This window comes from Nocardiopsis sp. FIRDI 009 (assembly GCF_003386285.1).
Lineage (GTDB): Bacteria > Actinomycetota > Actinomycetes > Streptosporangiales > Streptosporangiaceae > Nocardiopsis.
This window is the reverse complement of sequence record NZ_QPNC01000009.1, coordinates 374,681-388,863: the sequence shown is the minus strand read 5'-3', so window position 1 is coordinate 388,863 and position 14,183 is coordinate 374,681. Positions and strand designations below refer to the sequence as shown.

Here is a 14,183-nt window from a genome sequence, read left to right as displayed (position 1 = left end):
AAAGGGACGCTCACCTGCGTGAACGCCCCTCATCTGTCGGGACGGCGGGATTTGAACCCACGACCCCTTGACCCCCAGTCAAGTGCGCTGCCAAACTGCGCTACGTCCCGTGCCGCTGGCCCGGCGCCGTTCCCGACGCCGCCAACAGGTGAAACCCTATCGCATTCCCGGGGGCGCTCGGACCGTCCGCGCGTGGTGTGGACTCAGGCCGCTCCCCTCTCGGCGCGCAGGGTCCGCGCGAACCAGTCCGCAGCCGCTTCGGCCACCCGGTCGAGCGCTCCGGGCTCCTCGAACAGGTGCGTGGCGTGCGGGACGACGTGGACCTCGTGCGGCCCGCCGAGCCGCCGGGCGGCATCCTCGTTGAGCGCCAGCACCTGGTGGTCCGCTCCCCCGACGATGAGCAGGACCGGTGCGCGCACGCGGGTGAGCGCAGCCCCCGCGAGGTCGGGGCGGCCTCCCCGGGACACGACCGATCCGACCAGGTCTGGGTGGTCGGCGGCGCTCCGCAGCGCGGCGGCCGCCCCCGTGCTCGCCCCGAACAGCCCCACCGGCAGCGTCCGGGTGTCCTCGCGGCCGCCGAGCCAGGCCACCGCGCCGGACAGCCGTCCCGTCAGCAGGTCGATGTCGAAGCGCTGCTCGGCGGTGACGCGGTCGATCCGTTCCTCGTCCTCGGTCAGCAGATCGAACAGCAGGGTGGCGAACCCGCCGTCCTGGAGGACGGAGGCCACCATCCGGTTCCGGGGGCTGTGCCGTGAACTCCCGCTGCCGTGGGCGAAGACCACCACGCCGACGGGGTCGTCGGGGATGGTCAGGTTTCCGTTGAGTGACACACCGGCCGTCTCCACGGCCACTTCGTGCTCGGCCATGGCGGGTCCCCCTCGCGGGGCCGCGTGTGCTGTGCCGCGGGCGCGTCCGTGTCCGCGGGAACGGCCCTCGTAGACAGCGCTACCCGACTCCCGGCGGACCACACCCGGGCCCGTGCCGGCCGGTGTCAGTACGACGAGATGTGCACGTGGTCGTAGTGGTTCTCCGTGACGCTGCCGCGGTCGTTCATCCCGACCCACTGGCGGTTCTGGGCGTGCCAGATCCGCTGCTCCCAGATGACGTACTTCACGCCGAGGCGGTCGACGTTGTCGATCGCGTACTGGGCGATCGCGTTGCCCGTGCTCCGGTTCCCGCCGGAGGGGTAGGTGCCGATGGCGGCGACCATGAAGTCGCAGGCCTGACCGGTCCCGTGGTCGTCGTTGCTGTTGCGGGCGCACCCCACCTCGTAGGGGACGCCCACGTTGAGGATGATCTCGTCGCGGATGGCCGCCATGCGCGGGGTGGCTCCGTCGAAGCCCCAGCCGCGCACGCTGGCGGGGATGGTGCCGGTGGCGGGGGTCGCCGGTTCCTCGGGAACCTGCGCGGCCTCGTACTCCTCGATGAGGGCCTCGACCTCGTCGCGCTGTTCCTCCAGGTCCTCGATCAGCTCCCGGGCCTCGGCGAGCTCCTCCTCGGCCTCCCTGGCGATCTCCTCCCGTTCCTCCCTGAGCTCCACCAGGCCGGAGATCTGCTCGGCCTGGCTGCGGCCGACCTGCTCGACCATGGCCACGTCGGTGAAGAAGTCCTCGGGGTCGCTGCCGAAGACGACGTCCAGGGTGGGGTCGAACCCGGTGCTCATGTACTGGCTGGCCGCGATCTGGGCCACCCCGGAGCGCGACCGGTCCAGCTGCTCCTCGACCTCCTCCAGGTCCTGCTGCGCCTGCTCGGCCCGCTCCTCGATCTCGTTGAACTGGAGGAGCTCACCGTCGTAGGTCTCCTCCAGCTCCTCGGCCCGGGCGTTGAGCTCGTCGATGTCCAGGCCCTCGGGGTCCGCGTGGGCGGCCTGGGGGACGGTGACGACGGCGGCCGCGCACACGGCGGCGACGCCGAGTCGGACACGGGCTCCACGGCGGCGCCGGGGCCGCGAGGAGGGGGATCCGAGGTTGCGAGTCATGTCAGCTCCATGAGTGGTACCGCTGGCGAGCCCGTGCGTCGGTGAGGAGGTCGGGGGCCGGAACCGTCGCCCTCCGCGCACGGAGGCTCGCGGAATGGTGCCTGTGGGGCGAGGGGTACTACGAAGACGATACGAGAAATTGACCCAATATGCCTAATGCCGGGAATACCCGCGCAGACACGGCGCGACGGGAGGGGCGCCTCGGCGTCCGGTGTTCCCCGCAGCATACGGAGACGGGCCGCGTGGGGCGAACCCGACTACCGAACCCGGTGGCCGGGTTCGCCCTCCGAGCGGAGTGGGATCTGCGATCACCGGGGCCCCGAACCGGAACCGCCCTCACCGTGCGCGCCCTCGGAGTGTCCGGCCGCCTCGGCCTCCAGGGCGGCGAAGTCGCGCGCCAGACCGCGCAGCAGGGTCGTCACCGCCCGGGCGGTCTCCCGCCCCTCCACGGGGGCGTGACCGAAGAGCAGACGGTAGTGGACCAGGGAGGCCAGGGTGTCGACCGCCAGGGTGAGGTCGACGTCGTCGCGCAGGTCCCCGCGCTCGCGCGCCCGTTCCAGGGTGTCGCGCACGGCGGCCCGGGGCGGGGTGAAGAGCGTGTCCATGAACCGACGGTGCAGCTCCTCGTCCCCTGAGCAGTCGGCGAGCAGCGGACCGAAGAACTCCGGCCCCATGCACCGGAAGGTGCGCGCGAAGAGGGCCAGCGCCTCGTCCAGGTCGCACAGCGTGCACCCGGTGCGCGGCGGTTCGACCTCGCCCATCCGCCGCTCCAGTTCGGCGAGGACGAGCAGCTGCCGGTTGGGCCAACGCCGGTAGACGGCCGCCTTGCTCACCCCCGCCCTGCGCGCCACCTTCTCGATCGCCAGGCCGCGGTAACCGTCCTCCTCCAGGAGGGCGGAGACCGTGTCCAGCACCGCCGTGTCGATGTGCGTGTCGCGAGGCCGTCCGCCCGCGACGGAGCGCTGACCCATTGACGCTCCCGTTCCTTCCTACCTAAGATTCAATTCGATCCGTATCGTATCTAAACTAAGGACGGAGAACAAGCATGGTCACGGAGGTACCGGCACGCGCGGGCCGACGTCAGTGGCTCGGGCTGGGCCTGCTCGCGCTGCCGTTGTTCGTGTTGGCCATCGACGCGAGCGTCCTGTTCCTGGCCGCGCCGCACATCGCCGCCGACCTCGGACCGACACCGACCCAGTGGCTGTGGGCGATGGACGTCTACGGCTTCATGATCGCCGGACTTCTCGTCACCATGGGTTCGGTTGGCGACCGCGTCGGACGCAGACGGCTGCTGCTGATCGGCTCGACCGCCTTCGCCGTCACCTCGCTGTGGGCGGCGTCAGCGCACAGCCCCCTGTCACTCATCGCGGCGCGCGCCCTCCTCGGCGCCGCAGGAGCCACGCTGATGCCGTCCACACTCGCGCTCATCCGCACGATGTTCCGAGACGAACGCCAGCGCACGACCGCGGTCGCGGTGTGGATGACGACCTTTTCCGTCGGCGTCGCCCTGGGCCCGCTCATCGGGGGCACCCTGCTGGAGGCGTTCTGGTGGGGCTCGGTGTTCGTCGTGGCCGTGCCCGTCATGGCGGTCGTGGTGCTGCTCGGCCCCCTCCTGCTGCCGGAGAGCCGCGACCCCTCCCCCGCCCGGATCGACGCCGTGAGCGTGCTCCTGTCGATCGCCGCCGTGCTCAGCCTGGTGTACGGCCTCAAGGAACTGGTCGACTCCGGGCCAGACACCCTCGACGTGACCGCCCTGCTCTCGGGACTCGTCCTGGGCACCACCCTCATCCGCCGGCAGCGCACCCTCACGACGCCGCTGATCGACCCCGCCCTCTTCCGCTCCCGCGCCTTCCGCGCCGCACTGGCCCTGCTCGTCGTCGGGGTCTTCACGGTGACGTCGGCGAACTTCCTGATCCCGCAGTTCCTCCAGTCCGCCGCCGGGCTCTCCCCGCTGCGGGCGGGCCTGCTGACCGCGCCCATCGCGCTGTCCGCGATCGCCGGTTCGCTCACCGCGCCCGGCCTGTCCGCCCGCTGGGGGGCGTCGACGGTGATCGTCGGCGGCGCGGCGCTCTCCCTGGTCGGCTACCTGGTTCTGGCCCAGGTCGGCCCGGGGGACCCGCTGTGGGTCCTGGTGGCGGGCGGCACGCTCGCCGTGCTCGGCCTCAGTCCGACGACGGTGCTGACCACGGACCTGGTGGTGGCGTCGGCGCCCGAGGAGCGCGCCGGATCGGCGGCGGCCCTGTCGGAGACCAGTGGGGAGCTGGGCGTGGCGCTCGGTATCGCGGTCATGGGCAGCCTGGCGACCGCGGTGTACCGGCTGCGCCTGCCGGACCTGCTCCCGGAGGGCCTGTCCGACGATACCCTGGCCGCGGCGCGGGAGGGGGTCGACGCCGCCCGGGAGACGGCCGGGGCACTGCCGCCCGAGGTCGCCGGACAGGTGGCCACCGCGGCCAGCGCCGCTTTCGGAACGGCCTTCGCCACCGTGGGGTACACGTGCGGCGCCATCACCGTCGCCCTGGCCGTGATCGCCCTGACCGGCCTGCGTCAGAAGGGCGCCGAGGGCGCGGCTCCGCGACCCCGCCCCTCGGGGGGCGAATCGGAAACGTGACGGGGCCCACCCTTCGGTGGACCCCCCGGTCTCTGTCGGGACGGCGGGATTTGAACCCACGACCCCTTGACCCCCAGTCACGCACGGCGTGGCCACCAGGGGTCACCGGAGGTCGCCGAGCAACAAGAAATCCCTGGCCAGAAGTCACGTTCCGGCCACCAGACGACGGGAACGGTCACCGAGGGGCACCCACGGGTGCTCCTCTCCCAACCCCACCTTCACCCCACCAAACAGCCCAGATATAACTCCGAAGCCTTCCACTTAAACTAACACCACAGGAACATAATGGAAAATGACCCAGAATGGATTAACCATAAATACTTCCGAACATACAAAATCGCAGACACTCTAACAAGGTTCGCACGGGGCTCCTCCACCGCAATTGACATGGAAGACTTCCATGTCAACGAAGGTATCTTGCAAATGATCCCACCATGGCAAAAAGATACCCTGGTTCACAAGCTAGCAAAAGTGGTGGCAGACGAAATTTTTCTAAGTGACACCGACGGTCCATACGTGACAATCTACGACCCAGAAAACGGCTTTCAACCAAAGAGGTATCTTCCTATTGATCTAGCACTTCAGGGATACGGAATCGAACACACCCCATTTGAAGTTCCACCTCCAGACGGAAAAGTTGTTAGAGTTGCCCGAAATATGACCACTTGGCAGGAGTCAGCAAAAGTAGCCAACGCATGCTACGACTACTTTGTCGAAGACCTTAGAGACAGCTATGCCTACGAAGACTTGCTCTCCAGGATGGCTGACGAGGTGTTCCACGTCATCTTCAGAGATCGTGTGACCATGCGCGGCCTCAACAGTTACTTTTCCATGCATATCGAAGAAATAAGCAGAAACCTTGAAATGCAGGAGGTTGAGATTAAAGAGATATTCACCAAAAGAGGCTCACTGAAAAGAAAAAGCATACCGAGGTGGGTCAAGAGAGCAGTGTACTTTCGCGAGTACGGACGCTGCGCGTTCTGCGGGTTGGACGTTTCTGGACTGTTGGACGCACTACCCAACGAGCAGTTTGATCATATCGTTCCACTCGCGAATTACGGATTGAACGATCTCAGTAATATTCAACTACTCTGCAAGCCCTGCAATCAAAATAAATCGGACTCTCACTCGGATACCAGCGACAGGTACAGGAGGTGGTACAGGTCGCCGTGATGATAACCGACTGAACCGTGACCCACACTTGAGTATGTTATTCACGCCTACCCACCCCGCCCTTCCCAGGAATGTATGGCGAAGACCTCACATGTCGGGTGGGGTACTGACCGGGGTAGAACCTCGTCTGACCCGGGTGAAGACATACGCATGACCCGGTCGCTCAAACGGACCACCCCACGGATCCCCTGATCGACCACCTGATTGACCAGGTGTCATGTCACTCGCGCCCCTCCCGTGCACGCTGACATGGCCCGTCCTCGGCATCGGAGAGACTCCGCTCTACGCGACGCCAAGCACCTCTCGGACTTCGGGCACGTCCCGGAACGGCGCGAGAGACTCCCGTACTACGCGTGCGCGTTCGTTGGTGCGCTCACTCCCCAGACCATCGGAGATATCCAGCATCCGCCTCGCGACGCTGGCGGCTTCCTCCGGCTCGTTGGCGTCTGCGTACGCAACAGCGAGCCAGGAAAGGTACAACGCCAGTTCACGACTGTGGGTCGCGTCGTACCGCGACAGGACGTCGTTGAGCAACGGAACCGCGCGGAGTGGGCGGTGAAGCTCGGTGTAGGCCCGCGCCTCCATCACCTGGAGTTCCCCGGCGTCGACCCAGTACAGCCAGGTGGGTTCGTCCTCGCCTCCGTGTTGGGACAGAGCCTCGGAAGCCTCTCCCAGAGCACGCATCGCGGCACGAACGTCCTCCGTTTTCGTGTGCGCCCACGCGACACGGTCCCAGAACAGAGCACGGGCACGAGGGGGCGCGTGAGGTCCGGCCTCGGCCAGCGCCGCTTCCGCCAACTCCACGCCTTCGGATTCGCGACCGATGTTGCTCCACTGGTAGGCCAGCGAGCCCGCGAGCTGTCCGGCAAGCGTGGCGTCTCCGGCCTCGCGAGCGGCGGACAACCCGAGGAGGTACACCCGCTCCGCCTGGTCGTGCTGTCCCGCGTCTGAGGCGATCCACCCGGCGATCTGTGCGAGTTCCCCCACCGCCACACGAAGCGCCTTACCCACGGCTTCGGTGTGGGTGCTCTCCCGCAGAAGCGTGACTGCGGCATCCAGCTCACGGAGAGCGGGGCGGATGAGGTCCTGCCCAGCGATGACGTCGTCAGCGAGTCTGAGCGCGTGCACCCGGGCCATGAGTTGGTCAGCGGTGGACCTGCCGACGCGACGGCCGCCACCCATCGGCAGCGCCACGGCTGGGCCATCGCCGGGAAGAAGATCTTCCAGCTTGGGTACGGGTTCGGACGACGCCGCGATGGCGCGGTCCAGTTCTTCCAGAGTGACGCCGAGAACCGCTGCGATATACGGGCGCCAGAACTTCGGTGCCCTACGGCCGGACTCCCACCGGTAGACGTCCTGACGTGCGACCGTGGCCCGACCGGACTCCTCGCACAACGCGTCGGCAAGCCGCTGCTGTGACCAGCCACGGTCCTTGCGATGGCGCTTCAGCATCTGGGGGAACGTCTCGGGGGCCATACATCCATGGTGGCCTACAAACTGGCCTACAGACAGGCAGATCCGAAATCAGTTTCCACGAAGCACAGTGGCATTTCCAGCAGACCCCGGCGACGGGTAGGACCGCCCCGGGGCACGGCCAACGCTTCGCAGGAGCGCTGACATGAGGAACACTATCGCCCGCATCTGGGCGAGGCTGACACAACCACTGACGAGCCCCCGAGGGCTCCACCACCGCACGGGGGTGCCTCCGCTCCCCCGCCGACAGCGCCACACGCCCCAGCAGCACCAAGGCATGGACGCCCTGTCGAGGATCGCGCGTACGCAGCACCAGCCAGGAGAGTTCGACGAACTCGCCGCGCTGACCCGCCGCTACCTGGCCATGCGGGAGCAGCGATGACCGGCACCACCACGTTCACCGCGAAGAACCGCGCGGTGCTCGAAGCATGGGCACGGTCCATGAACGCCAAGGTGAAGCAGGTCGCCGAGGACTGGCAGACCATCACCTTCGAGGCCGAGACCGTCGACGCCAAGGGCACACGGGTCTGTTGCCAGTTCCACCAGCCCATCCCCCGCCCCGTGGCGCTTCGGCGTCTGGCTCGCACCTACGTCGTCGGACTCGTTCACGAGATCGACGGTGCCCAGTGCAACCACGTACGCACCGTCATCCCCAGTGGGGACACCGAGGTTGAGGCCCGACGGAGCGCCATCCTGATCGCGTCGGCGCTGGTCGAGATCCAGCGTCACCACGTGTGCGGAGCGACCGTAACCGGTCTGGACCCCTACATCGTGGAACGCGCGGTGCACTGGAAAACCTGATCCAGCACTCACACGAGCCCCGCCGCACGCCAGCGGCGGGGCTCTCCGCTGTCCGCACCGCGTACGCAACGATCCCGACACAGACCCACGAAGCGTGATCCCATTCCGCCTTCCCGATCGCAACTGATAGTGAGGGCATCGTTCAGCGGAAGGGGGCGGACTCACGTTGGGTGAGAAGGTCGCGTACTCGATGGAGGAGGCCGCGCAGTCCTTGACCCTGGGCAGGACCCACTGTCAAGAAGCTCGTGGCCACAGGCGAGCTCACGTCGGTGCGTATGGGGCGCAGGAGGCTGATTCCCCGCTCCGCGCTGGAGAAGTACATCAACCGCCTCGTAGAGGACCAGGCATCGGCGTAGGCTGCACGGGACCGTTCCGGGAAAGACGAGGAGTGGTGCCCAGGACGCCACACAAGCCCACCAGGGCATCCCTGGTCGACCGGCAGGGCGTCTCGGTCTAACTTCGACCGGGCCAAGAAGCTCTGGCGAGCGGAGATCCGTCTGAGGCAGGACCCGCACACCGGTCGCTGTCAGGTCAAGAAGGTCAGCGGCAAGAACAAGAACACCCTCTACGACGAGCTGTCCACGGTCCTGGAAGAGCTGGACCAGGGGGTGAACTCCCCCACCCGCTACACCGTCGCCGCCTGCGTCGCGGAGTTCCTGCGGGACCAGACCGCAGACCTGGCACCTACCACCCGCGACAACTACACACGGCTCGCCAATACCCACATCACCCCCTACCTCGGCCGGTACCTGCTGGCGGAGCTTCGGGTGGCCGATGTACTGGCATGGCTGCGGGGACGCAAGAAGCACTTGTCGTCGCGCACGCTGCGGCTGGTGCTCAACCTGCTGGAACGCGCCATCCGCTACGCACAGGTCCAGGAGGTGGTCGCCCGCAACGTCGCCGAACTCGCCCGACTCGACCAGCGGGGCAGGCTCAAAGGCGACAAGCCCGGACGGCCCTCCAAGTCCATGAACCTGGAACAGGCCGTCGCGGTGCTCAAGGCGGCGGAAGGCACGAGGTGGTACGCCTACCTGATGCGCTCCATCGTCACCGGCGCGCGGACCGAGGAGATTCGGGCGCTCACCTGGGAGGCAGGTTGACACCGGCAGCGCGGTTCCCACGATCCACGTGTGGACCTCGGTGCGAGGTGACGGGGACACCAAGACCCGCCGGTCACGGCGCTCCCTGGAACTGCCCCGCATCGCCGTCAAAGCGATCACCGACCACAAGGCGATGCAGGCCCGTGAACGCCTCGCGGCGGCCGAGCTGTGGCAGGACAACGACCTGGTGTTCTGCACCAGGCACGGGACACCGCTGGATCACCACAACGTCCTGCGGGACCTGCGCACCATCATGAGAAAGGCAGGACTCGACCAGAACGAATGGACCGCGCGCGAACTGCGCCACACCTTCGTGTCCTTGCTCTCCGACCACGGCGTGAGCATCGAGGAAATCTCACTCCTCGTGGGCCACGACGGCACCGACACCACAGAACGCGTCTACCGCCACCAACTGAGGCCGGTACGCCGGTCACCGGCCAAAGCGATGGACGCCATCCTGCACGACGTGGACTGACACCCCACCCGACCCCGGTTCAACCCCACTCCAACCCCACCCGAGACGAAGAAAGAGGCCCGCCACCTGGCGAACCTCTCTCTGCCCTGCTACTTCTCTGTCGGGACGGCGGGATTTGAACCCACGACCCCTTGACCCCCAGTCAAGTGCGCTACCAAACTGCGCCACGTCCCGTCCGTCGGCCGGACACCGCCTCCGGCGCCGCCAACGGGTGAAACCTTACCGTACTTTCCGGTGCGCTCGCACCACGCCTGGGCGCCGCGCCCGTGGCCTCCGGCACCTGTCATCGCTCCCCTCCCCCAGGCCGCCGAACCCGCGACGCGGGTGCCCGGCCAGGGGTCAGGCCCGGTCGAACTCGTCGAGGCGCTCGCGCGCCCGCGCGAGTTCGTCCTCGCTGAACACCTCGATGCCGTGGTCACGCAGCAACCGCGTGGTGACGCCCTCACCGGGGACGCGGTGCCCGCCGAAGGTCCCGTCGTAGACGACGTTGCCGCCGCACGAGGGGCTGCCCTCCTTGAGCACCGCCACGGCGACACCGCGCGCGCGGGCGGTGGCCAGGGTCGAACGCGCGCCGGCGACGAAGTCCTCGGTCACGTCCCTCCCGTCGGGTGTGAGGATGCGCGCCCTGCCCTCCAGGACGTCGGCGGCGGTCGCACCGGGCTCGATCTCGGCGGGCGGACGCGGGACGGGCAGCCCGCCCGCCACCTCCGGGCAGTACGGGACCAGGCGCCCCTCGGCCCGCCACCGTTCGAGCACGTCGTCCACGACGGTCTTGGCGCCCCCGTCATAGCGCACCCTGCGCCCCACCAGGCACGAACTGATCAACACCCTGCGCACGCTGCCTCCTCGACCCGTCACCACGCTACCGCCCCGCCGGATACCGCACACTCCACAGGGCCGAGACGACGGGAGGGGCCGTCCGTCCCCGAACGACCCCTCCCCTGTGCGATGACGGCTTTAACGCCGACCGCGCGGCTTGCGGTCCGGCCGGACACTGCCCTTCGAGGCGCGCCCCACCGTCCCGTTCCTCTTCTCCCGGATCCGCATGCTGATGTGCACCGGCGACCCGTCGAACCCGAAGTCCTCCCGCAGGCGCCGCTCGATGAAGCGCCGGTAGTTGTCCTCCAGGAACCCGGTCGTGAACAGGATGAAGTGCGGCGGACGCGCCCCCGCCTGCGTCCCGAACAGGATCTTGGGCTGCTTGCCGCCGCGCACCGGCGGCGGGGTCGCCGCGACCAGCTCCTTGAGCCAGTTGTTCAGCTGCCCGGTCGGGATCCGCTGCTCCCAGCCGCGCAGGCTCGTCTCGATCGCCGGAACCAGCTTCTCCACGTGGCGGCCGGTCTTCGCCGAGATGTTCACCCGCGGAGCCCAGGAGACCCGCGACAGCTGGCGGTCGATCTCCTTCTCCAGGTACGTGCGGCGCTCCTCGTCGAGGACGTCCCACTTGTTGAACGCCAGCACCAGGCCGCGCCCGGCCTCCACGACCTGCTCGACCACCCGGATGTCCTGCTCGGCCAGGGGCTCGCTGACGTCCATCAGCACCACCGCGACCTCGGCCCGCTCCAGGGCGCTGCCGGTACGCATCGTCGCGTAGTAGTCGGCTCCCTGGAGGGCCCGGAACCGCCGTCGGATACCGGCGGTGTCGATGAACTTCCACGTCCGGCCGCCGAGCTCGATGAGCTCGTCGACCGCGTCGCGCGTGGTCCCGGCCACCGAGTCCACGACCACGCGGTCCTCGTCGGCCAGCCGGTTGAGCAGGCTGGACTTGCCGACGTTGGGACGGCCCAGCAGCGCGATCCGGCGCGGCCCGCCCTCGTCGTCGTCCTCGGCCTCGCCCTGGGGCCGCTCGGGGAAGGCGTCCACGACCGCGTCCAGCAGGTCACCGGTACCGCGGCCGTGCAGCGCGCTGATCGGATACGGCTGGCCCACGCCCAGGTTCCACAGGCCGAGCGCGTCGGCCTCCTGCATCTCACCGTCGACCTTGTTGGCGGCCAGAACCACGGGGCGTTTCGTGTTGCGCAGTACCCGCGTGACGGCGGCGTCGGCGTCGGTGATGCCCACGGTCGCGTCGACCACGAACAGGATCACGTCGGCGGTCTGCGCGGCGTACTCGGCCTGCCGGGCGACCATCGCGGCCAGCCCGCTCACGCTGGTCTCCCAGCCACCGGTGTCGACCAGGGTGAACCTGGTGTTCTGCCACTCGGCGTCGTAGGCGACCCGGTCTCGGGTCACACCCGGCACATCCTCCACGACCGCCTCACGGCGGCCGAGGATACGGTTGACGAGGCTGGACTTGCCCACGTTGGGGCGGCCGACCACGGCGACCACGGGCAGGGGCGTCGCCTCCGTGCCCTCCTCGCCCTCGTAGCCGACATCGGAGACGTCGAAGTCACTCATGTACTGCTCCCGGTTCCAGATCCCCGCGCGCCCAGGACGCGTGCCGCGAGGATCGAATGAACGCCCGGTCCCGCTCTCCCCTGGGGCCGCGGTCCCGGACGTGATGGCACGGGTGCCGACCGCACCCGTGTACTGGCCACGGAGGACGCTCCCCCGTGCGCGGGCCCCCGGACGGGGAGACCGCGAGTGTCGGCCCGGCTACCGCTCCCGGGCCTGGTCGACGAGCTTGACGACCAGCGCGACGACCTCGTCCAGGGTCAGGCCCGTGGTGTCCAGTTCGGTCGCCGAGTCGGTCCGCGTCAGCGGCGAGTGCGCCCGGTTGGAGTCCAACCGGTCACGCCGGGCCAGGTCGGCCTGGGTCCCGGCGACGTCGCTGGTCCGGACCTCCTTGCTGCGCCGCTGGGCACGCGCCTCGGCGCTGGCGGTCAGGTAGAGCTTGACCGGGGCGTCCGGCGCGACCACGGTCGTGATGTCGCGGCCCTCCACCACGATGCCCGCGCTCTCGGCCCTGGCGGCCGCGATGATCTCGCGCTGGACGCGGACGAGCAGATCACGCACCTCGGGGACGGCGGAGACGGCCGACACGTTGTCGGTGACGTCCTTGCCCCGGATCTCGACGGCCACGTCGCGGCCGTCCACCGCCACGGCGGGGGCCGACGGATCGGTGCCCATCGTGATCTCGGGACGCTCCACGACCGCGGCCACGGCGGCGGGGTCGTGCACGTCCACCCCCTTGTCCAGCATCCACCACGTCAGCGCCCGGTACATGGCGCCCGTGTCGAGGTACCGCAGGTCGCGTGCCTTGGCCACACCCTTGGACGTGCTCGACTTGCCCGACCCTGAGGGACCGTCGATCGCGACGACGATGCCCTCGGTGCTGCCCTGCGCGCTCACTGGCCCTGACTCCCGCATACGTTCACTTCTGCCGACGACCCAGCGTACCCGCGCGCGAACGCGGTCCGGTACGCCCGGAACCCGGATCACCGACTGGGGTGCACCGACCACCCGCCGTCGGCCAGCGCCCGGACGAGCGTGTCCTCGGCCTCGGGCAGCACATACAGCTCACACACGCCCAACGGCAGGCCGGGGGTGTGCTCGATCCGCACGTCCTCGATGTTGACCCCCGCCTCGTCGCTCGCGGCGAACAGGCGACCCAGCGCCCCCGGTTCGTCCGGGATGACCACGGGCACGACCGTGTAGGCGGGCCGCCGGACCGCCCCGTGCTTGCCGGGCAGACTCCCCTGGCCCCCGCGCCCCCGGGCGAGCACGTCACGCACCGGGGCCAGCGTCTCCTCGGTCCGCTCCACGGGCCGTGAACCGAAGGCGCGCAGCGCCTCGGCCGTGGCGGCCAGGTCCTCGGCCACACCCGACAGAACCTCCGCCACGGGCAGGGCGTTGTGGGTGAGGATCTCGGTCCACAGGGCCGGGTCGCCCCCGGCCACCCGGGTGACGTCGCGCACCCCCTGACCGGCCAGGGCGAGCGCCGCCTCGTCCGCGCCCAACAGGCTGGCGGCCACGGCGGAGGAGGCCACGTGCGGCGCGTGCGAGACCAGCGCCACGGCGCGGTCGTGCGCGTCGGCGTCCAGAATCCGGGGGACCGCACCGCACATCCGCGCCAGCTCGGCGACGACGGCGACGGTCTCGGCGTCGGCCTTGCCCGTCGGGCACAACGCCCAGGAACGGCCCAGGAACAGGTCCGCGCGGGCCGCCCCGGGGCCGTGTTTCTCCCGGCCGCCCATGGGGTGACCGGGCACGAAGGTGGCCATGTCGCAGCCGAGCCGGTCCGCACCGGCCAGCACGCTGGCCTTCACGCTCGCGGCGTCGGTGTAGACGTGCGCCAGCCCCCGGTCCTGCGCCTCACGCAGGACCTCCGGGATGACCGCGGGCGGGGCGGCGATCACCGCCACGTCGGCGGGCTCACCCCCCGTCTCGGCGAGCGGCCGACCGGCGCCCAGCTCACAGGCCAGGCGCAGGGAGGCGGGATCCGGGTCGGACAGCGTGACGTCCACGTCGCGGGCACGCAGTGCCAGCGCCACGGAGGTCCCGACGAGTCCGGTACCGATCACCGTGACACGGCCTACGACGGGCCGGTCTCCGGCCCCGTCCCAGCTCTCACCCACTGCTTCTTCCGTTCTCCACACGTGCCTGTCCACACCAGCCTACGACTCCCCTGGTCGG

Annotated in this window: 15 protein-coding genes and 2 tRNA genes; 7 read left to right on the top strand and 10 right to left on the bottom strand. The window is 69.1% G+C overall.

Annotated features, from left to right (window positions below; all coding sequences use genetic code 11):
- Positions 1-36: 36 nt before the first annotated feature.
- The 4 genes from DVR05_RS08490 to DVR05_RS08475 form a co-directional block, all read right to left on the bottom strand.
- A tRNA-Pro gene (locus DVR05_RS08490) sits at positions 37-110 on the bottom strand.
- 93 nt (positions 111-203) lie between these two features.
- Positions 204-866, bottom strand: a complete 663-nt coding sequence (locus DVR05_RS08485; RefSeq protein WP_116245266.1) for a dienelactone hydrolase family protein — start codon at positions 864-866, stop codon at positions 204-206.
- Positions 867-991: 125 nt separating this feature from the next.
- The gene (locus DVR05_RS08480) at positions 992-1,978 is read right to left on the bottom strand and encodes a hypothetical protein (protein ID WP_116245265.1); all 987 of its coding nucleotides are present in this window, start codon (positions 1,976-1,978) and stop codon (positions 992-994) included.
- A 308-nt stretch (positions 1,979-2,286) separates the two neighbouring features.
- Positions 2,287-2,949, bottom strand: a complete 663-nt coding sequence (locus tag DVR05_RS08475) for a TetR/AcrR family transcriptional regulator (protein WP_116245264.1) — start codon at positions 2,947-2,949, stop codon at positions 2,287-2,289.
- Positions 2,950-3,023: 74 nt separating this feature from the next.
- Between DVR05_RS08475 and DVR05_RS08470 the strand changes: the two genes are divergently transcribed.
- The gene (locus DVR05_RS08470; protein WP_116245263.1) at positions 3,024-4,586 is read left to right on the top strand and encodes an MFS transporter; all 1,563 of its coding nucleotides are present in this window, start codon (positions 3,024-3,026) and stop codon (positions 4,584-4,586) included.
- A 285-nt stretch (positions 4,587-4,871) separates the two neighbouring features.
- A complete protein-coding gene (locus tag DVR05_RS08465) occupies positions 4,872-5,759 on the top strand; it encodes an HNH endonuclease (RefSeq protein ID WP_116245262.1) in 888 nt (295 codons plus the stop codon).
- Positions 5,760-6,041: 282 nt separating this feature from the next.
- Here the strand turns inward: DVR05_RS08465 and DVR05_RS08460 are convergent, their stop codons facing one another.
- Positions 6,042-7,235, bottom strand: coding sequence for a helix-turn-helix transcriptional regulator (locus DVR05_RS08460; protein ID WP_116245261.1), 1,194 nt, complete (start codon positions 7,233-7,235; stop codon positions 6,042-6,044).
- 142 nt (positions 7,236-7,377) lie between these two features.
- Between DVR05_RS08460 and DVR05_RS08455 the strand changes: the two genes are divergently transcribed.
- From DVR05_RS08455 to DVR05_RS08435, 5 genes are all read left to right on the top strand, one after another.
- Entirely contained in the window at positions 7,378-7,614 is a 237-nt protein-coding gene (locus tag DVR05_RS08455; protein WP_116245260.1) for a hypothetical protein, read from the top strand.
- Complete coding sequence (locus DVR05_RS08450; protein WP_198659089.1) at positions 7,611-8,033, top strand: hypothetical protein; 423 nt, start codon at positions 7,611-7,613, stop codon at positions 8,031-8,033. Before DVR05_RS08455 ends, DVR05_RS08450 begins: the two co-directional genes overlap by 4 nt.
- 245 nt (positions 8,034-8,278) lie before the next feature.
- Positions 8,279-8,389, top strand: coding sequence for a hypothetical protein (locus DVR05_RS27885; RefSeq protein WP_198659088.1), 111 nt, complete (start codon positions 8,279-8,281; stop codon positions 8,387-8,389).
- A gap of 252 nt (positions 8,390-8,641) precedes the next feature.
- Entirely contained in the window at positions 8,642-9,133 is a 492-nt protein-coding gene (locus tag DVR05_RS08440) for a site-specific integrase (protein ID WP_157982407.1), read from the top strand.
- Positions 9,134-9,173: 40 nt separating this feature from the next.
- Complete coding sequence (locus tag DVR05_RS08435) at positions 9,174-9,608, top strand: tyrosine-type recombinase/integrase (protein ID WP_116245351.1); 435 nt, start codon at positions 9,174-9,176, stop codon at positions 9,606-9,608.
- Between the two features lie 100 nt (positions 9,609-9,708).
- Here DVR05_RS08435 and DVR05_RS08430 read toward each other — a convergent pair.
- From DVR05_RS08430 to DVR05_RS08410, 5 genes are all read right to left on the bottom strand, one after another.
- Positions 9,709-9,782, bottom strand: a tRNA-Pro gene (locus DVR05_RS08430).
- 165 nt (positions 9,783-9,947) lie between these two features.
- Positions 9,948-10,445, bottom strand: coding sequence for a DUF523 domain-containing protein (locus DVR05_RS08425; protein ID WP_116245258.1), 498 nt, complete (start codon positions 10,443-10,445; stop codon positions 9,948-9,950).
- Positions 10,446-10,565: 120 nt separating this feature from the next.
- On the bottom strand, positions 10,566-12,005 hold the full coding sequence (der, locus tag DVR05_RS08420) for a ribosome biogenesis GTPase Der (RefSeq protein ID WP_116245257.1): 1,440 nt from the start codon (positions 12,003-12,005) through the stop codon (positions 10,566-10,568).
- 198 nt (positions 12,006-12,203) lie between these two features.
- Positions 12,204-12,899, bottom strand: coding sequence for a (d)CMP kinase (cmk, locus tag DVR05_RS08415; RefSeq protein ID WP_116245256.1), 696 nt, complete (start codon positions 12,897-12,899; stop codon positions 12,204-12,206).
- 86 nt (positions 12,900-12,985) lie between these two features.
- The gene (locus DVR05_RS08410) at positions 12,986-14,125 is read right to left on the bottom strand and encodes a prephenate dehydrogenase (RefSeq protein WP_116245255.1); all 1,140 of its coding nucleotides are present in this window, start codon (positions 14,123-14,125) and stop codon (positions 12,986-12,988) included.
- Between the last annotated feature and the right edge of the window lie 58 nt (positions 14,126-14,183).